At 75.0% G+C, this 17,521-nt stretch carries 17 protein-coding genes, 2 tRNA genes and 1 pseudogene; 10 read left to right on the top strand and 10 right to left on the bottom strand.

Annotated elements, in window-relative coordinates:
• Positions 1 to 7 precede the first annotated feature (7 nt).
• The 4 genes and pseudogenes from aroA to IEY96_RS16175 all read left to right on the top strand — a co-directional run bounded on the left by aroA (position 8) and on the right by IEY96_RS16175 (position 4,305).
• Positions 8 to 1,309, top strand: a complete 1,302-nt coding sequence (gene aroA / locus IEY96_RS16190; RefSeq protein ID WP_189195619.1) for a 3-phosphoshikimate 1-carboxyvinyltransferase — start codon at positions 8 to 10, stop codon at positions 1,307 to 1,309.
• Between the two features lie 162 nt (positions 1,310 to 1,471).
• Entirely contained in the window at positions 1,472 to 2,407 is a 936-nt protein-coding gene (gene rsgA / locus IEY96_RS16185; protein WP_229791626.1) for a ribosome small subunit-dependent GTPase A, read from the top strand.
• Positions 2,408 to 2,467: 60 nt separating this feature from the next.
• Positions 2,468 to 3,286: a histidinol-phosphatase gene (gene hisN / locus IEY96_RS16180; RefSeq protein WP_189195617.1), complete on the top strand. Its 819-nt coding sequence runs from the start codon at positions 2,468 to 2,470 to the stop codon at positions 3,284 to 3,286.
• Between the two features lie 60 nt (positions 3,287 to 3,346).
• Positions 3,347 to 4,305 (top strand): annotated as a pseudogene (locus IEY96_RS16175) (hypothetical protein).
• Here the strand turns inward: IEY96_RS16175 and IEY96_RS16170 are convergent.
• Positions 4,215 to 5,453 carry a glycosyltransferase gene (locus tag IEY96_RS16170; protein WP_189195616.1) on the bottom strand — a complete coding sequence of 413 codons (1,239 nt, stop codon included), beginning with the start codon at positions 5,451 to 5,453 and terminating at the stop codon, positions 4,215 to 4,217. The pseudogene IEY96_RS16175 and the gene IEY96_RS16170 overlap by 91 nt on opposite strands.
• A gap of 238 nt (positions 5,454 to 5,691) precedes the next feature.
• Here IEY96_RS16170 and IEY96_RS16165 point away from each other — a divergent pair, with 238 nt between their 5' ends.
• The 3 genes from IEY96_RS16165 (at position 5,692) to IEY96_RS16155 (ending at position 8,131) form a co-directional block, all read left to right on the top strand.
• Complete coding sequence (locus IEY96_RS16165) at positions 5,692 to 6,693, top strand: SDR family oxidoreductase (RefSeq protein ID WP_189195615.1); 1,002 nt, start codon at positions 5,692 to 5,694, stop codon at positions 6,691 to 6,693.
• A gap of 56 nt (positions 6,694 to 6,749) precedes the next feature.
• Complete coding sequence (locus IEY96_RS16160) at positions 6,750 to 7,478, top strand: ATP-binding protein (RefSeq protein WP_229791615.1); 729 nt, start codon at positions 6,750 to 6,752, stop codon at positions 7,476 to 7,478.
• A gap of 80 nt (positions 7,479 to 7,558) precedes the next feature.
• Complete coding sequence (locus IEY96_RS16155) at positions 7,559 to 8,131, top strand: DUF5709 domain-containing protein (RefSeq protein ID WP_189195613.1); 573 nt, start codon at positions 7,559 to 7,561, stop codon at positions 8,129 to 8,131.
• A gap of 3 nt (positions 8,132 to 8,134) precedes the next feature.
• Here IEY96_RS16155 and IEY96_RS16150 read toward each other — a convergent pair whose 3' ends face one another.
• Entirely contained in the window at positions 8,135 to 8,767 is a 633-nt protein-coding gene (locus IEY96_RS16150; RefSeq protein WP_189195746.1) for a response regulator, read from the bottom strand.
• An 11-nt stretch (positions 8,768 to 8,778) separates the two neighbouring features.
• Positions 8,779 to 9,903: a MacS family sensor histidine kinase gene (macS, locus tag IEY96_RS16145; RefSeq protein WP_189195612.1), complete on the bottom strand. Its 1,125-nt coding sequence runs from the start codon at positions 9,901 to 9,903 to the stop codon at positions 8,779 to 8,781.
• Positions 9,904 to 10,017: 114 nt separating this feature from the next.
• On the opposite strand from macS, the gene IEY96_RS16140 reads away from it, so the two are divergent.
• The gene (locus tag IEY96_RS16140; protein WP_189195611.1) at positions 10,018 to 10,482 is read left to right on the top strand and encodes an ATP-binding protein; all 465 of its coding nucleotides are present in this window, start codon (positions 10,018 to 10,020) and stop codon (positions 10,480 to 10,482) included.
• Positions 10,483 to 10,503: 21 nt separating this feature from the next.
• Here the strand turns inward: IEY96_RS16140 and IEY96_RS16135 are convergent, their stop codons facing one another.
• Positions 10,504 to 11,442: a ribose-phosphate diphosphokinase gene (locus IEY96_RS16135; protein ID WP_189195610.1), complete on the bottom strand. Its 939-nt coding sequence runs from the start codon at positions 11,440 to 11,442 to the stop codon at positions 10,504 to 10,506.
• 65 nt (positions 11,443 to 11,507) lie between these two features.
• Here IEY96_RS16135 and glpK point away from each other — a divergent pair, with 65 nt between their 5' ends.
• A complete protein-coding gene (gene glpK / locus IEY96_RS16130; RefSeq protein WP_189195609.1) occupies positions 11,508 to 12,992 on the top strand; it encodes a glycerol kinase GlpK in 1,485 nt (494 codons plus the stop codon).
• Positions 12,993 to 12,995: 3 nt separating this feature from the next.
• Here glpK and IEY96_RS16125 read toward each other — a convergent pair whose 3' ends face one another.
• Entirely contained in the window at positions 12,996 to 13,829 is an 834-nt protein-coding gene (locus IEY96_RS16125) for a phosphoribosylaminoimidazolesuccinocarboxamide synthase (protein ID WP_189195608.1), read from the bottom strand.
• 137 nt (positions 13,830 to 13,966) lie between these two features.
• Between IEY96_RS16125 and IEY96_RS16120 the strand changes: the two genes are divergently transcribed.
• Positions 13,967 to 15,286, top strand: a complete 1,320-nt coding sequence (locus tag IEY96_RS16120; protein WP_189195607.1) for an ABC transporter substrate-binding protein — start codon at positions 13,967 to 13,969, stop codon at positions 15,284 to 15,286.
• A gap of 44 nt (positions 15,287 to 15,330) precedes the next feature.
• Here the strand turns inward: IEY96_RS16120 and IEY96_RS16115 are convergent, their stop codons facing one another.
• The 5 genes from IEY96_RS16115 to IEY96_RS16095 all read right to left on the bottom strand — a co-directional run bounded on the left by IEY96_RS16115 (position 15,331) and on the right by IEY96_RS16095 (position 17,463).
• On the bottom strand, positions 15,331 to 15,582 hold the full coding sequence (locus IEY96_RS16115) for a hypothetical protein (RefSeq protein WP_091318445.1): 252 nt from the start codon (positions 15,580 to 15,582) through the stop codon (positions 15,331 to 15,333).
• 110 nt (positions 15,583 to 15,692) lie between these two features.
• Positions 15,693 to 15,766, bottom strand: a tRNA-Met gene (locus tag IEY96_RS16110).
• 144 nt (positions 15,767 to 15,910) lie between these two features.
• A tRNA-Met gene (locus IEY96_RS16105) sits at positions 15,911 to 15,984 on the bottom strand.
• Between the two features lie 59 nt (positions 15,985 to 16,043).
• Entirely contained in the window at positions 16,044 to 16,964 is a 921-nt protein-coding gene (locus tag IEY96_RS16100; RefSeq protein ID WP_189195606.1) for a hypothetical protein, read from the bottom strand.
• Positions 16,954 to 17,463: an RNA polymerase sigma factor gene (locus tag IEY96_RS16095; RefSeq protein ID WP_189195605.1), complete on the bottom strand. Its 510-nt coding sequence runs from the start codon at positions 17,461 to 17,463 to the stop codon at positions 16,954 to 16,956. Before IEY96_RS16095 ends, IEY96_RS16100 begins: the two co-directional genes overlap by 11 nt.
• Positions 17,464 to 17,521 lie beyond the last annotated feature (58 nt).

Here is a 17,521-nt window from a genome sequence, read left to right as displayed (position 1 = left end):
TGTGAGCGTGGGGAATCTGACCGCGACCCGGCCGCCGCAGCCGTGGACCGCGCCGACCGCGAGCGACCCGGTCGCCGCGACGCTGCGCCTGCCCGGCTCCAAGTCGATGACCGCCCGGGCCCTGGTGCTCGGCGCGCTGGCCAGCGGCCCGTCGACGCTCGACCGGCCGCTGCGGGCCCGGGACACCGAGTTGATGGCCGGCGGCCTGCGGCAGCTGGGCGCGCACATGTCGGTCTCCGACGACGACCGCTGGCTGGTCCGGCCGCATCCGCTGGTCGGCCCCGCGCACGTCGACGTCGGCCTGGCCGGCACGGTGATGCGGTTCCTGCCGCCGGTGGCCGGCCTGGCCGAGGGCCGGGTCACCTTCGACGGCGACCCGCACGCCCGGACCCGCCCGCTCGGCCCGCTGATCGGCGCGCTGCGCTCCCTCGGCGTCCGCATCGACGCCCCGCCGGCCGGCAGCCTCCCGCTGGTCGTCCTCGGCGCCGGCCGGGTCACCGGCGGCGAGGTGGTCATCGACGCGTCCGCCTCCAGCCAGCTCGTCTCCGGGCTGCTGCTGGCCGGGCCCCGCTTCGACCGGGGCGTGGTGGTCCGGCACGAGGGGCCGCCCGTGCCGTCCGCGCCGCACCTGCGGATGACCGTGCAGATGCTGCGCGCCGCCGGGGCCGCGGTCGACGACACCACCCCCGACGTCTGGACGGTCGAGCCCGGCCCGCTGACCGGGCGCGGCTGGGAGATCGAGCCGGACCTCTCCGGCGCGGCGCCGTTCTTCGCCGCCGCCCTGGTCACCGGCGGTGAGGTCACCCTCCAGGGCTGGCCGCGCAGCAGCCTCCAGCCGGTCGAGCAGCTGCGCGGGCTGCTGCACCGCATGGGTGGCGAGGTGACGTTGGGCACCGCCGGGCTGACCGTGCGGGGCACCGGGACCGTCCGCGGGCTGGACGCCGACCTCTCCGACGTCGGCGAGCTGACCCCGGTGCTGACCGCGCTGGCCATGCTCGCCGACTCCCCGTCCCGGCTGACCGGCGTCGGGCACATCCGCGGGCACGAGACCGACCGGGTCGCCGCGCTGGCGAAGGAGTTCGCCGCGCTGGGCGCGGACCTCACCGAGACCGCCGACGGGCTGGAGATCCGGCCCCGCCCGCTGCGCGGCGGGACGTTCCGGACGTACGACGACCACCGGATGGCGCACGCCGCGGCGGTGGCCGGGCTGGCCGTGCCCGGCATCGAGGTCGACGACGTGTCGTGCACCTCGAAGACCATGCCGGAGTTCCCGGCACTATGGTCGGGGATGGTGACCGGCAAGAGCTGACGACGGGGGGACGTCCTGGCGACCAGGCGGCGGGAGTACGACGAGGACGACGTACGGGTCCGACCCGGCAAGTCGTCGCGCCCACGTACGCGCACCCGGCCCCGCCACGAGGACGCCGTCGACGGGTTCGTGGTCGCCGTCGACCGGGGGCGCTACACCTGCGTGTTCCCCGACGCCGGGCCGGACGACCCGACCGTCACCGCCATGCGGGCGCGCGAGCTGGGCCGCAAGTCGGTGGTGGTGGGCGACCGGGTGGGCCTGGTCGGCGACACCTCCGGCGCACCCGGCGCGCTGGCCCGGATCGTCCGGATCGCCGAGCGCCGCTCGGTGCTGCGGCGCACCGCCGAGGACGACGCCACCACGGCCGAGGGGCGGCTGGAACGGGTGGTCGTCGCGAACGCCGACCAGCTCGTGATCGTCAGCGCGCTGGCCGACCCGCCGCCGCGCACCGGGTTCATCGACCGCTGCCTGGTGGCCGCGTACGACGCCGACATCGAGCCGCTGCTCTGCCTGACCAAGGCCGACCTGGCCGGCCCCGAGGCGGTGATCGGCTACTACACCGAGCTGGAGCTGCCGTACGTGCTGATCCGGCCGGACTCCGACCTGGCCGCGCTGCGCGCGCTGCTCGCTGGGCGGATCTCGGTCCTGGTGGGGCACTCCGGGGTGGGCAAGTCGACGCTGGTCAACCGCCTCGTCCCGGCGGCCGACCGGGCGGTCGGCACGGTCAGCGCGATCGGCCGGGGCCGGCACACCTCGACCAGCGCCGTGGCGCTCCGGCTGCCCCCACTCCCCGAGGCCGACAGCGACCCCGGCTGGATCATCGACACCCCGGGGGTACGCAGCTTCGGGCTGGCGCACGTCTCCGGGGAGAGCCTGCTGCACGGCTTCCCCGACCTCGTGGAGGCGACGGTCGACTGCCCGGCCAACTGCCAGCACACCGCCGAGGAGGCGGACTGCGCGCTGGACGCCTGGGTGGCCGCCGGCAAGGCCGACCCGCGCCGGCTGGCCTCGTACCGGCGGCTGCTGGCCTCCCGCAGCGGCGAGGGCGATCCGCGCGAGCCCGAGCGGAACCCCGGCGACCCGCTCGCCGGTTCCTGACCGGCGGAACCCCGGCCACCCGCCGGTCGCGGCCGGGCGGGCGTCGCTACCGTGTCGACCATGACCGGGTACGCCGACGACCTCGCCCTCGCCCACCGGCTCGCGGACGCCGCCGACGCCCTCTCCACGGCCCGGTTCCGCGCCCTGGACCTGCGGGTGGAGTCGAAGCCCGACCTGACCCCGGTCTCCGACGCGGACACCGCCGTCGAGCGGGAGATCCGGTCCCTGCTGGCCACCCACCGTCCCGGCGACGGCCTGCTCGGCGAGGAGTACGGCGAGCAGCCGGCCACCGGCCCGGACGGGCGGCGGTGGATCGTCGACCCGATCGACGGCACCAAGAACTTCGTCCGGGGCGTACCCGTCTGGGCCACCCTCATCGCGCTGCTGGAGGGCGACCGGGCCGTGCTCGGCCTGGTGTCCGCCCCGGCGCTCGGCCGGCGCTGGTGGGCGGCCCGCGGCGCGGGCGCCTTCGCCGGCCCCGACCTGGCCTCCGGCGCCCCGATCCGGGTCTCCGGGGTGACCACCCTGGCCGACGCCAGCTTCTGCTACTCCTCGCTCACCGGCTGGGAGGAAGCCGGCCGGCTGGAGCCGGTGCTCCAGATCATGCGGGACGCCTGGCGCAGCCGGGCGTACGGCGACTTCTACGGCTACATGCTGCTGGCCGAGGGGGCGCTGGACGTGATGGTGGAGCCGGAGCTGTCGCTCTGGGACGTCGCGGCGCTGGTCCCGATCGTCACCGAGGCCGGCGGCACGTTCACCGACCTGGCCGGCCGGCCGGCCCTGGCCGGCGACGGCGCGGGTGACCTCAGCGCCATCGCCAGCAACGGCCCGCTGCACGACGACATCCTGGCCCGGCTCGGCCGGCCAGCCGCGCGCTGACCCACCGGTAGCCTCTATCCTCGCCAGGTGGTCTCCTCCGGTTGGTGCTTCCTGGCGGCGATGATCGTCGCGTACGGCTTCGCCAACCTCCTCCAGTCGGTGGCCGCGGCGCGCACCACCGTGCACCACACCTTCGATCCCGGGCTGCTGATCCGGCTGGCCAGTCACCGGACCTACCTGGTCGGGCTCTCCTGCCAGGTCGTCGGCTTCGTGCTGGCCTTCCTGGCCCGCCGCGACCTGCCGCTGTTCCTGGTCCAGGCGAGCGTGGCGGCCGGGCTGGGGGTGACCGCCGTACTCGGCGTGCTGGTGCTCAAGTGGCGCCTGCCGGCCGCCGAGGTGGCGCTGCTGGTGCTCCTGTTCGGCGGGATCACCGCGCTGGTGCTGGCCGCCCAGCCGGCGCCGTCCCGGCAGCTCGGCACCGCCGGGCTGGTCGGCCTGGCGGTGGCGCTCGGGGTGATCGCGGTGCTCGGCTTCTTCGCCGTCCGGCTGCACGGCGCGCCCGGCTCCGTGGTGCTGGGCTCGCTGGCCGGGATGGCGTTCTCCGCCGCCGCGGTTGCGGCCCGGCCGCTCGCCTCGGCCGACTCGGCGGAGGCGTTCGTCCGTGACCCGCTGCTCTACCTGCTGATCGCCCACTCGGTGGTGGGCCAACTCCTGCTCGGCCTGGCCATGCAGCGCGGCTCGACCACGGCCGCGGTGGCCGCCATGGACGCCGCCGGGGCGGTGCCCGCGGCGATCGTCGGCCTGCTGCTGCTCGACGACCGGATCTGGCCGGGCAGGGAGTGGCTGGCCGGGCTCGGCTTCCTGGCCACGCTGGCCGCCGTGGTCGGCCTGACCCGCTACGCCGAGCCGCAGCACCACCACGCGGTGGCGCGGGACCGGGAGCCCGCGATGATCGGGGCCGGCTCGGCCGTCCGCGCCCGGCGCTGAGTCAGGCCGCCTCGACGGGTCCGCGCTCGGCGGCCACCTCGACGGGGGCCGGCGGCTCGGCAGGCTTCCGCCGCCCGATCACCCGCTCGTAGAGCCGCTCCAGCGCGCCGGCCGTCCGTTCCCAGGTGTAGCTGCACCGGACCCGGTCCACCGCGGCGTGCCCGTACGCGAACCGCCCGGCGTTGTCGGCGAGGATCCGGCGCAGGGTGACGCCGAGCGTGCGTACGTCCCCGGGCGGCACCAGCTTGCCGGTCACCTCGTCGACCACCGCGTCGGCGATACCGCCCATGGCGTAGCCGACCACCGGGACGCCGCAGGCCATCGCCTCCAGCGACACCCGGCCGGCCGACGCGTAGTGCGGGGTGCAGGCGACCACGTCGGCGGAGCGGTACCAGGTGGCCATCTGGTCGTGCGGGACCGCGCCGACCAGCTTCACCTGCTCGCCCACCCCGGTCCGCTCGGCCAGCTCGCGCAGCCGGCGCGCCTCGGCGTGGTTGGCGAGCTGCTCGGCCGGCGGGCCACCGGCGATCACCAGCTCGGCGTCGCCGACCAGCCGCATGGCCCGGATCAGGTCGTCCTGGCCGTGCCCGGGCGCGAGCCCGCCGACGGAGAGGATGCGGGCCCGCTGGTCGCGAGGTGCCGCCTCGCCGTCCGGGTGGAACTGCGCGGTGTCCACCCCGGTCGGCACCATCGCCACCGAGGTGCGCTGGAGTCCCATCCGGGTCAGCTCGTCGACCTCGTCGTTGCACTGGGCGACCGCGATGTCGACGGCCCGGGTCAGCGCCCGTTCCAGCGGGATCCGCTCCCCCGGCCCGTCGTACCCGCCGCCGAGGTGGCGCAGCTGCTCGACGCCGAGCGAGTGGAAGGTCTGCACCACCGGGATGTCGGTCTCGCGGACGGCGTGTGCCGCCGCCAGCCCGCCGACCCAGTAGTGCCCGTGCACCACCTCGGGGGTCCAGTCGCCGGACCATCGCTGCGCCAGCCAGCGGCCGAACTCGGTCACGTACGGCACCAGCTCGGCGGTGGGCAGCGGGGCGGGCGGGCCGACCGGGACGCGCTCCAGGTGGTAGCCGTCCACGTCGACGGATTCCTGGCCCGGCGCGTCGCGGCGCTCGTACACCCGGACGTCGTGGCCCCGTGCGGCGAGCTCGGCCGCCACCCGCGCGATGTGCTGGTGCGTCCCGACGGTGGGACCGTCGACGGACGAGCCGGCGTGCGCGCACACAAGGCCGACGCGCATGGTGCACCTCCATGCGTTCTCGCGAGCGGTGGAGTCCTCCGGTCAGAGGGTCCCATTAACCCGGCCCCGGTGCGCCGAAACCTGGCAGATCGGGAGCGGACCGGCGGGCCGTCGCGCGGATGGGACAGCGCGCGGCGCGGTCGCCTTACGGACAGGTTGCCCGGACGGGCGGCAAACCAACCGTGATCCGGGCGACTCGGGCGGCATGACCCGGCCGGACCGGGGGTACGGGCGAAGAATGCCTCTCACCCGCAGCCTCGACGACGCCACGGTCGTGATCACGGGCGCCTCCAGCGGCATCGGCGCGGCCACCGGGTACGCGCTGGCCCGCCGGGGCGCCGACGTGGTGCTGGCCGCCCGGAGCGAGGAGGCGCTGCACCGGGTCGCCGACCGCTGCCGGGAGTTGGGCGGGCGGGCCCTGGTGGTGCCGACCGACGTGACGGACCCGGAGGCGGTGGTGCGGCTCGCGGCGCGGGCGGCGGCCGAGTTCGGCCGGATCGACGCCTGGGTCAACAACGCGGCGGTGGGCACGGTGGGGCTCTTCGACGAGATCCCGGTGATCGAGTTCCGCCGGGTGGTCGAGGTGAACCTGCTCGGCACCGTGTACGGGACCAGGGCGGCCCTGCCCTGGCTCGACGCGGGCGGCGGCGGGGTGCTGGTCAACAACGCCTCGGTGCTGGCCGAGGTGGCCATGCCGTACCAGTCGGCGTACAACGCCACGAAGCACGCGATCCGTGGGTTGGCCGACACGGTCCGGCAGGAGCTGCGGGTGACCGGCCGGGGCCACATCTCGCTCTGCACGGTGCTGCCGGCCACCATCGACACCCCGTTCTTCCGGCACGCCGCCAACCACACCGGCCGGGAGCTGACCCCGCCCCCACCGGTCTACCCGCCGGAGATGGTGGCCGAGACGATCGTCCGGCTGCTGCGCCGGCCACGGCGGGAGGCGTACGCCGGGGGCGCGGCCCGGCTCATGGGGATCCAGTGGCGGCTCGCCCCGGCGCTGGCCGAGCGGGTGCTCGGCTGGTACGCCGCGCGCACCCAGTTCGGCCCGGGCGTACGCCTGGACGCCACCGGCAACGTGTTCCGGGCGGACGCGGCGGCAGAGCGGACCGACGGGTGGCAGGGCCGGCGCGCGCAGCTGATCCGCCTGACGGCGGCCTTCGGGCTGGCGGCGGCCGGCACGGCCGTCGGCACCGTGGCGGCCATGAGCCGACGTTCCCGTACGGAACGCGGATGAGTCCCGCGGACCGGACTGATGCGCGTCGGGGGGCGGGCATGCACAATGGGACGATCATGCCGACGGACGTGCGCTGCCTGGTGGAGACGGACGAGTCCTCCGCCGTCGTCCGGCTGACCGGCGTGCTGGACCTGGCCGGGCTCGATGCCGTGCGGGGCGCGCTGCTCGCCCGGCTCTGGCAGCGGCCGGGCGCGGTGATCGTCGACCTGTCCGGGGTGCTGATCGCCGACCCGGCGGCCCGGGACGTCCTCGACGAGGTGCACCGGGTGGCGTCCGACTGGCCCGCCGCCGGCCTGCTAGTGCTGGACCCGCCCGGCCGGCCGGGCGGCGCCGCGCCGGTTCACCGGTCCCTCGACGCGGCGCAGGCCGCGCTGCGCGACGCGCCGCTGGCCGCGGTGCTCACCGCCGACCTGCCCCCGGTGGTGGCGGCCGCCCGGGAGGCCCGGGCGGTGGTCGCCGACGGCTGCGCCCGGTGGGGCGTGCCGGAGCTGGCCGAGCCGGCCTCCATCGCGGTCACCGAGATGGTCAACAACGTGGTCGCGCACGCCGGGACGCCAATGACCGTCCGGGTGGCGCCGCGGGACGGCGCCCTGCACCTGGCGGTCGGGGACCACTCCCACCGGCGGCCGGCGTACGCCGGGCTGGCCCCGCTCACCTCCACCGGAGGGCGGGGGCTGCTGCTCATCGACACGGTGGCCCGGTGCTGGGGCAGCACGCCGCTGCCGGACGGCAAGGTCGTCTGGTGCGTGCTGCACGCGGAGGACGAGGCCCGGCTCCGCAGCTGAGGCCCCTTTTTGCCCCGTTTCTCCCGATCCACCCCGCCGGTTGCGGTTAATCCGGCGAGCGCAGTGGGTAGATCCCGGTCATGCGCGACGACGAGTACCCCACCCCCGTGTCCGACCCCGAGGCGGAGGGCCTGCCGGACACCGCCGACGACGACTCGACCGCCAACGACGACGTGCTGACCGGACGCGAGGCGGACGGGCCGGAGCCGGCCCAGCTGCCCGGCGACCGCACCCCGGTGGCCGTGGACCGCTTCGGCACCACCGCCGAGGAGCAGCTCGACGGCGAGTCGCTGGACTACAAGCTCCAGCGCGAGCAGTACGAGCGGGCCGCCGACGACCCGCTGGCCGGCCCGGTCGACCCGGACATCGCGGCCGAGGCGGACAGCGAGGAGGCCGCCGCGCAGGCCCAGCTCGACGCCGACGTGATCGACCCCGGCCCGACCTCCGACCCGCACTCCCCGGTCTCCATCTACGACCACGGCCAGCTCGGCACGGTCGCCGACCACCAGGTGGGGCGGCTGGTCGAGCCGGACGAGGGGGCGCACACCGACCAGGAGACCGACAACGTCGCGTACGACGCCGGCTCGGCCGGGGGCGGGGCGACCGCGGAGGAACTGGCCATCCACGAGACGCGGCCGCCGGAGGCGACCTGAGCCTCAGCCGTCCAGGCCCCGCTCGATCGCGTACCGGGTCAGCTCGACCCGGTTGTGCAGCTGGAGCTTGCCGAGCGTGTTCTGCACGTGGTTCTGCACCGTCCGGTGGGAGAGCCCGAGGCGCTCGGCGATCTGCTTGTACGACAACCCCTTCGCCACCAGACGCAGCACCTCGGTCTCCCGCTCGGTGAGCCGGGGTGCGTCGTCGTGCGGGGCGGGCGGCGCGGCGGCCAGCCGCCGGTACTCCCCCAGCACCAGGCCCGCCAGGCCCGGGGTGAAGACCGGCTCGCCGGCCGCCGTGCGGCGCACCGCGTCCAGGAACTCGGCCGGCGCGGCCGACTTCAGCAGGTAGCCGGTGGCGCCGGCCTTGACCGCGTCCAGCACGCTCTGCGGCTCGCCGCTGGCCGACAGCATGAGCACCCGCACCTCGGGAAGGGCGGCACGCAGCCCCTGGACCACCTCGACGCCGGAGACGTCCGGCAGTTGCAGGTCGAGCACGACCACGTCGGGGCGGGCCGCCGCGGCCACCCGCACCGCCTGGCGCCCCTCCCCCGTGGTCGCCACCACCACGTGCCCGGCCTCGGTGAGGTCCCGGGCCACGCCCTCCCGCCACATCGGGTGGTCGTCGACCACCATCACCCGGATGCTCACCGGTCACCCCGCGGCACGGTCAGCTCGATCTCGGTGCCGGTGCCCGGGGCGGAGACGATGCGTACCTCGCCGCCCAGGTCGGCCACCCGGCCCCGGATGGACTGCGCCACCCCGAGCCGGCCCTGCGCGGCGGCCTCGGCCAGCCGCCCGTCCGGGATTCCCGGGCCCTCGTCGCGTACCGAGACGGTCACCGTCTCCCCCTCGTCCTCGATCAGCACCCAGGCCCGCCCGCCGGCGTGCCGGGTCACGTTGTCCAGGGCCGCCCCGACCGCGGCGGCCAGTTCGCCGGCCACCCCCGCGGGCAGCGGCACCGGGGTGGCCGGCGCGGCCACCTGCACGGTCGTCGAGGCGTACCGGTCGAGCAGGTCGCGCAGGTCCCGGGCGTCGCCCGCCCCGTCCGGCGCGGCGCCCGCCCGGCCGATCAGCGTGCGCAGCGCGGCCTCCTGCTCGCCGGCCAGCCGGGCCAGCTCGGCGGCCTCGCCGTCCAGGTCGGCGCCGCGCCGCCGGACCAGCGCCAGCACCTGCAGCACCGAGTCGTGGATGTCCCGGGCCAACCGCTCCCGCTCCCGGGTGGCCGCCTCCAGCTCCACCGCCCGTTGCAGCCGCGCCTCGGCCTCCACGGCCAGCCGGGCCACGTGCCCCACCACCACCCCGGCGAGCAGCAGGAGGATCACCCCGGTGAGCGAGGACTGACCGATCCGCTCCCGGGTGGCCAGGTCGGCCCCGCCGAGCACCAGCGCGGCCACCGCGCCGCGCCGCCGGCCGCCGGAGACGGCCCAGGCCAGCACCGGCCCGGCCAGCCAGGCGACGGTCAGGGTGGGCACGCCGGCGGCGAGTGCCGCGCGGCCGACCACCCACGGCGTGGCCAGCATGATCGCCAGCACCACGCCGAGGTCGGCCAGGAGCAGCGGCCAGCGCCGGCCCGCCGGGCGCCGGTAACCGGCCGTGGTCGCCCCGGTCCAGGCCAGCATTCCCAGGAGTACGCCGCCGGCGGCGACCGGGTGCGCGTAGCGGTCGGCGTCGCGGAGGACCAGCAGCCCCACGTACGCCAGCGAGGCGAAGCGGAACACCGCGATGGACCGCCAGAGCGGGACCTCCAGGCCCTCCGGGGACGACGGCATGCGCGACACCCTGCCACAGCCGCGCACCACTGGGCCGAGGGTGCGGTGCGGGAAACCCTGACGTACGGTGGAAATGCCGCGAAAATGACCAAGATCCAGCGCCGGGACGGGGCCATGACAACTCCAGAACCCCCCGCACCGCGTACGGTTGTGCCCATCGAACATTCCCTCCTCATCGCCGAGGCCTTCGACCAGGCCCAGGTGACCGAGCTACGACACTCGGTCACCTCCTGCGCGCACGCGGCGGGGCTGGCCGGCCAGCAGCTGGACGACTTCGTGCTGGCGGTCAACGAGCTGATCACCAACGCGGTGCGGCACGGCGGCGGCCAGGGCCGGCTGCGGCTGTGGCGCCGCGCCGGCGAACTGGTCTGCGAGGTCGCCGACCACGGCCACGGAATCAGCGCGCAGCGGCTCGGCGACCGCGCCCGGCCCGCCCCGGACACCGCCGGCGGCTGGGGCCTCTGGCTGGCCCGGGAGCTCAGCGACACCATGGCGGTGGAGACCGGCGAGGCCGGCACGATCGTCCGGATCACCACGGCGCTGGCCGCCCGGCACGTCAAGCAGCCGGCCGACGGCTGACCCGGCCGCCCCCCGGCGGCCTCAGCCGAAGAGGGCGCTCACCGACTCGCCGTTGTGGATCCGCCGCATCGCCTCGGCCAGGGCCGGCGCCACCGAGAGCACCTCCAGCTTCGGCACCCGCTTCTCCTCCGGGATCGGCACCGTGTTGGTGCAGACCACCTCCAGCACCCCGTCCTGCTCGCTCAGCCGCTTCAGCGCGCCGCTGGAGAAGAGGCCGTGGGTGCAGGCCAGCCGGATCGAGCGGACCTTCCGCTCGCGCAGGTGGCTCATCAGCTCGATCACCGTGCTGCCCTTGGCGATCTCGTCGTCCAGCACGATGACGTCCCGGTCCGCCACGTCGCCGATGATCGCGCTGATCTGCACCCGGTCGTCGCTGAACCGCTGCTTCGCGCCGGCCGCGACCGGCGTGCCGAGCATCCGGGCGAACGCCGCCGCCTCCTTGGCGTTGCCCAGGTCCGGCGAGACCACCACGGTGTTGCTCAGGTCCCGGCCCCTGAAGTGGGCGGCCAGCTCGCGCAGCGCGTGCAGGTGGTCCACCGGGACGCTGAAGAAGCCGTGCACCTGCGGCGAGTGCAGGGTCATGGCGAGCACCCGGTGCGCGCCGGCCGAGGTGAGCAGGTCGGCGACCAGCCGGCCGCCGATCGAGATGCGCGGGGCGTCCTTCTTGTCCGACCGGGCGTACGCGTAGTGCGGCAGCACCACGGTGATCCGGCCCGCGGACGCGCCACGGGCTGCGTCGATCATGAGCAGCAGCTCGACCAGATGCTCCTGCACCGGCGGCACCAGCGGCTGGATGAGGAAGACGTCCCGCTCCCGGCAGTTCGCCTGCAACTGCACCTCGAGGCAGTCGTTGGCGAACCGGGACACCCGGACCGGGTGCAGGGGAACGTCGAGGTGGGCACAGATCTCGGCGGCGAGTTCCGGGTGGGCGGTCCCGCTGAACACGGCAATGTCACGCACGTCTGTTGATCGTACGGGTGGATCGGGGAGAGGCGCCGGACGCTCGCGGCGGGTACGGTGCTGCCGTGACCGGAGAGTTCGTCGTCGCCATCGATCAGGGCACCACCTCCTCGCGGTGCATCGTCTTCGACCGGGCCGGGGAGATCGTCTCCGTGGCCCAGCGCGAACACCGGCAGATCTTCCCGCGACCGGGCTGGGTGGAGCACGACGCCGAGGAGATCTGGGCCAACGTCCAGCAGGTGGTGCTGGAGGCGCTCGCCGCCGCCGGCACCGGGCCGGACGGGCTGGCCGCGGTGGGCATCACCAACCAGCGCGAGACCACCGTGGTCTGGGACCGGACCACCGGCCGGCCGGTGGCCAACGCGATCGTCTGGCAGGACACCCGCACCGGGCCGCTGCTGCGCGAGCTGGCCGAGGCGTACGACGAGGAGCGGCTGCGCGCCCGCACCGGCCTGACCCTGGCCACCTACTTCGCCGGCCCGAAGCTGCGCTGGCTGCTCGACCACGTCAACGGGCTGCGTGACCGGGCCGAGCGGGGCGAGGTGCTCTTCGGCACCATGGACAGCTGGCTCATCTGGAAGCTCACCGGGCGGCACGTCACCGACGTGACAAACGCCAGCCGCACGATGCTCATGGACCTGGAGACCCTGGACTGGGATCCCGAACTGCTCGACGCGCTGCGCATCCCGGCCGCGATGCTGCCCGAGATCCGCTGCTCCGCCGAGGTCTACGGCACCGCCGACGGGGTGCTCGCCGGGGTGCCGGTGGCCAGCGCGCTCGGCGACCAGCAGGCCGCCCTGTTCGGGCAGACCTGCTTCCAGCCCGGCGAGGCCAAGTGCACCTACGGCACCGGCAGTTTCCTGCTGCTCAACACCGGCGCCAGCCCGGTCCCCTCCGGGCACGGCCTGCTCACGACGGTGGCCTACCGGATCGACGGCCACCCCGCCGTGTACGCCCTGGAGGGCGCGATCGCGGTCACCGGCTCGCTGGTGCAGTGGCTGCGCGACAACCTCGGCCTGATCTCCACCGCCCCCGAGGTCGAGGAGCTGGCCCGCACGGTCGACGACAACGGCGGCTGCTACGTGGTGCCGGCCTTCTCCGGGTTGTTCGCTCCGCACTGGCGCAGCGACGCCCGCGGGGTCATCGCCGGGCTGACCGGCTACATCACCAAGGGGCACCTGGCCCGGGCCGTGCTGGAGGCGTCGGCCTGGCAGACCCGCGAGGTCGTCGACGCGATGAACGCCGATTCCGACGTGGCGCTGCGCCGGCTGCGGGTGGACGGCGGGATGACCGGCAACAACCTGCTCATGCAGTGCCTGGCCGACGTCCTCGACGTGCCGGTGGTCCGCTCCCGGATCACCGAGACCACCTGCCTCGGCGCCGCGTACGCGGCCGGCCTGGCGGTCGGCTTCTGGCCCGACCTGGGCACGCTGCGCGCGCAGTGGCGGTCGGACGCGCAGTGGACGCCGGAGATGGACCCGGCGCACCGGGAGCGGGAGCTGCGCAACTGGCGCAAGGCCGTGCAGCGCACCCTCGACTGGGTGGAGTGACGCTCAGTCCCAGCGGTTGCCGGTGAGCTTCTCGTAGACCTCGACGTAGCGGGCCCGGGTCGCCTCGACCACCTCGGCGGGCACCTCGGGGGCGGGCGATTGCTTGTCCCAGCCGCTGTCGGTGGCCCAGTCGCGCACGTACTGCTTGTCGAAGGAGAACTGGGCGCGGCCGGGCTGGTACGACTCGGCCGGCCAGAACCGGGACGAGTCGGAGGTGAGCAGCTCGTCGGCGAGGACCAGGGTCCCGTCCGGCGCCCAACCCAGCTCGATCTTGGTGTCGGCGATCAGGATGCCCCGGTCGGCGGCGATCTCCGCGCCCCGCCGGTAGACGTCGATGGTGATCTGCCGCAGCCGCTCGGCGGTCTCCGCGCCCACCTTGTCGACCACCTCGGCGTACGTGATCGGCTCGTCGTGCTCGCCCTTGGGCGCCTTGGTCGACGGGGTGAAGATCGGCTCGGGCAGGATCGACGCCTCCACCAGGCCGCGGGGCAGCTCGACACCGGAGACGGCGCCGGTGCGCCGGTACTCGGCGAGGCCACCGCCGGTCAGGTAGCCGCGGGCGACGCACTCGACCTGGACCATGTCCAGCCGCTGGCAGCGGATCGCCCGGCCGGCGAACTCCGCCGGCACGTCGGTGGCGGAGATGACGTGATTCGGCACGAGGTCGGCCAGCTGCTCGAACCACCACAGCGACAACGCGGTGAGCAGGCGGCCCTTGTCCGGGATCGGGGTCGGCAGCGCCACGTCGTAGATGGAGATGCGGTCGGAGGCGACCAGGATCAGGTCCTCGCCGTCGGCGTAGACGTCCCGAACCTTGCCCGAATGCAGAAGTTCCACGGCGCTAGTACACCATGGGTGGGAGCGGCGCTCGGTGCGGCCACCGGCCGTCCCGTCCGCACCGGCGTTGACACCCCCGCCCGGTGCCTGTGTAAATGATCCGTCCGCAGCAGCCGCCCGCACCCCCGGAGAAACCCGTGCGCGCACCGCAGTCCGTACTCCGCCCCGGCGTCGACCGGCGGCGGTTGCTCGGCGCGCTGACCGGGCTGCCGCTGCTCGCCGCCGGGCTGTCCGGATGCGGCCCGGAGGAGGAGACCCCGGCCGAGGACGGCCCGATCGAGCTGTCGGTGTTCTGGTGGGGCGGGGCCCGGCGGGCCGAGGCCACCGAGAAGGCGCTGCGCCTCTACTCCCAGCAGAACCCCCGGGTCAGCTTCCGGGTGACCTGGCAGGGGCTGACCGGTTACTACGACCGGCTGGCCACCCAGGCCACCGGCGGCAACGTGCCCGACCTGTTCCAGATCGACGACACCCTGCTCACCGAGTACGCCCGCCGGCAGATCGTCCTCGACCTCAGCGCCTACGTGGCCGACAACCGGCTCGACCTGCGCGGCCTGCCCGAACAGCTGGCCCGCTACGGCCAGGTGGACGAGCGGACCGTGGCGGTGCCCGCGGCGCAGACCACCGCCGCGCTGGTCTACAACCGGGACCTGCTGCGCCGGCTGCGGCAGCCCGAGCCGCGCACCGGCATGTCGTGGCGGGAGTACGCGCGCTGGGCCGCCCGGGTCACCCGCGCCTCCGACAACCGGGTGGCCGGCACCATGGACCCGTCCGGCGACTACCGGGCGCTCTGGCTCTGGCTGCGCGGTCAGGGCAGCGAGCTGTACCAGGGACGGCAGCTCGGGTTCAGCTCCGCCGAGCTGCTCGACTGGTTCGAGTTCTGGGAGGTCGCCCGCCACGACCGGGCCACCCCGGGCGCCGCGCTGGTGGAGCAGGCCGACAGCGGGGAGTTGGCCCGTCAGCTCGTGGTCACCGGCCACGCGGCCGCGTCGTTCGCCTGGTCCCACCAGTTGCCGGAGCTGCAACGGCTCACCGACGACGAGCTGGGGCTGACCGCGTTCCCGGGCACCCCCGCGGCACAGTGGCCCCGGGCGTCCGTGTACTGGTCCGCCTTCCGCGGCAGCCGCCACCCGGGTGTGGTGGTCGACGTGATCAACTTCCTGACCACCAACGTGGCGGCCGGCCGGATCCTCGGCATCGAGCGCGGCCTGAACGCCGCCGTCCCGGTCCGCACGTTCGTCGTCGACGGCGTCACCGACCGGACCGAGAAGCGGGTGGTGGCCCTCGGCAGCGAACTGGACGAGCTGACCGGGCCGGCGCCCGCGCCGCCGCCGAAAGGGCACGCCAAGGTGCGTACCCTGCTCATCGACGCGGCCGAGAGCATCCGCGCCAAGCGCTCGGGCGCCCGGACGGCGACCTCGCGGTTCATGGCCCAGGCGACCGCGGCCCTGGCCGAGTGACCGCCGCCCGCCGCGCCCGGGGCGCGGCGGGCGGACCGGTCGCGTCAGCGCGGCGGACCGCCGCGCCGGCCGCGCATCAGGCGCAGCACCAGTAGCACGATCACCACGACCACCGCCAGGCAGCAGAGCAGCCCGAGGAAGCCGAAGCCGCCTCCCCGGGACCGCCGCCGGGCGGCCTCCACCACCAGCTCGCCGGTACCCGTGGAGGCCCAGGCCGCGACCGGCACGAACACCGAGAGCACGACCGCACCGAGGACCGCGCTGAGGCGGCCCCACCATCTGTTCCATCCCGACATGCCCCCATCCTCGCCGAGAAGCGCAACCGGGGCAGGACGGACGGTCCGGATCATGACATCCGGAAACGGCGAAAGGCCCCGGAGCGAACTCCGGGGCCTTTCGCGACGAGTAGCGGGGACAGGATTTGAACCTGCGACCTCTGGGTTATGAGCCCAGCGAGCTACCGAGCTGCTCCACCCCGCGTCGGCTTTCACAGCCTATCCCATGTCCGCCGTGGAGATCAGCCGGGTTCCCCGATCCCGCGGGTGGCGAGGGTCACCGTCGCCGAGCGGCGCCCCCGGCACGACGAAGGGCCCCGGAGTGAACTCCGGGGCCCTTCGTGACGAGTAGCGGGGACAGGATTTGAACCTGCGACCTCTGGGTTATGAGCCCAGCGAGCTACCGAGCTGCTCCACCCCGCGTCGGCTCGTTAACCGTAGCGTACGAGGCCCCGGACCCGCAAAACGGGCCCGGGGCGCAGTCAGCGCAACCAGTCGCGGATCGCCAGCACCGCGCGTCGGCTGTCCTTGTCGAGCTGTGACCGCGGGCTGGACGTCCCCTCCCAGCCCTGCTCCCAGAGCACCGTCACCACGTTGCCGATCCGCACCGCGCGGACCAACCGGACGACCTCCTTCACCGCCGGCGCGCCCTCGTAGTCCGTGGCGGGGCGGCGAACCTCCAACAGCACCGACTCGTCGCCGTAGCCGGCGTCCGGCAGCAGCCGCTGGGTCGAGGTCAGGCCCTCGCCACCGTCCGTCCCCGGCTGGGTCGGACAGTCACGCACGGCCTGGCGCAGGTCGGCGAGCGCGTCGTCGGCCCGCCCGGGCCGGTAGACGGTGATGCTGTGCCGGTAGCTTCCGTCCGGGACGTACCCCTTCGGGGTGTCGGCCAGCTTGAACGCCAGGCTGCGAGCGCGGCGGGTGACAATCCCCGACTCGCCGGGCGTGGCACCACAGAGCTTCGGCAGCACCGGTCCCGGGATGAACGCGTCGCCGATGCCGGTGTCGTTGGCGGCGGCCAGGGTGAAAAAGGCCCGGTCCGGGATGCTCGTCGGGCTGACGTCCGGCGGCCGGGCGCTCGTCTTCGGCGGCGCATCCGGGGTACGCGCGGGGGGTGAGGGGGTCCGGCTCGACGGCGGCGAAGGCTGGGCCGCGGTGGGCGACGGCGATGGGGTGCCGGTGGTGGTGGCTGGCGCCGGATCGACGTCCGGCCCCGCGGTGAGCACCCACCGCGTGCCGGCGGCGGTGCCGGCGACCAGCACGGCGACGGTCAGCGCTCCGAACGCGGCCCGCCGCCGGGCCCGGCGGTCGGCCCGCCGGCGGACGCGGTCCGGGGCCGGGAGCACCCGCTCGTCGGTGTCGGCGGCGAGCGCCCGGTAGAGCCCGTTCAGGTCACGCGACATCATTCACCTCCAGCTCCTCGGCGGCCACGCCGGGCAGCAGCTCGGCCAGCCGGGCCCGGCCCCGGGACAGCCAGGACTTCACGGTGCCGGTGGGAACACCGGTCTCCCGGGCGATCTCCTCCACCGACAGGTCGAGCAGGTAGTGCAGGGCGAGCGCCTGCCGGTGCCGGGCCGGCAGCTGCCGGAGCGCCCCGACCAGCAGCACGGTGTCCTCACCCGGCGGCCCCACGTCGTCTGGCGGGCCGGTGCGGCTGGCCGCGAGACGCCAGCCGCGCAGCCGCCGCCAGCGGTCGGTGGCCAGCCGGTTGATCACCAGCCGCAGCCAGGCCTCGGGCGCGGGGTGGGCGGCCAGCTTCCCCCACTGCCGCCAGGCCCGGGCGTACGCCTCCTGGACGAGGTCCTGGGCCTCGCCGGCGTCGTCGGCCACGGCGCGGCCGTACCGGAGCGCCCGCCCCGACGTGCTGCGGTAGAAGTCGTCGAAGCTGTTCGCGTCGCGCATCGTGGCTCCCGCCTCCCTGTCGCCCCACCTGCTCTGATGACGGTGGAAGCGGGGGCCG

Source organism: Micromonospora fulviviridis, from assembly GCF_014648395.1.
GTDB lineage: Bacteria > Actinomycetota > Actinomycetes > Mycobacteriales > Micromonosporaceae > Micromonospora > Micromonospora fulviviridis.
This window is presented reverse-complemented; position numbering and strand designations above follow the sequence as displayed.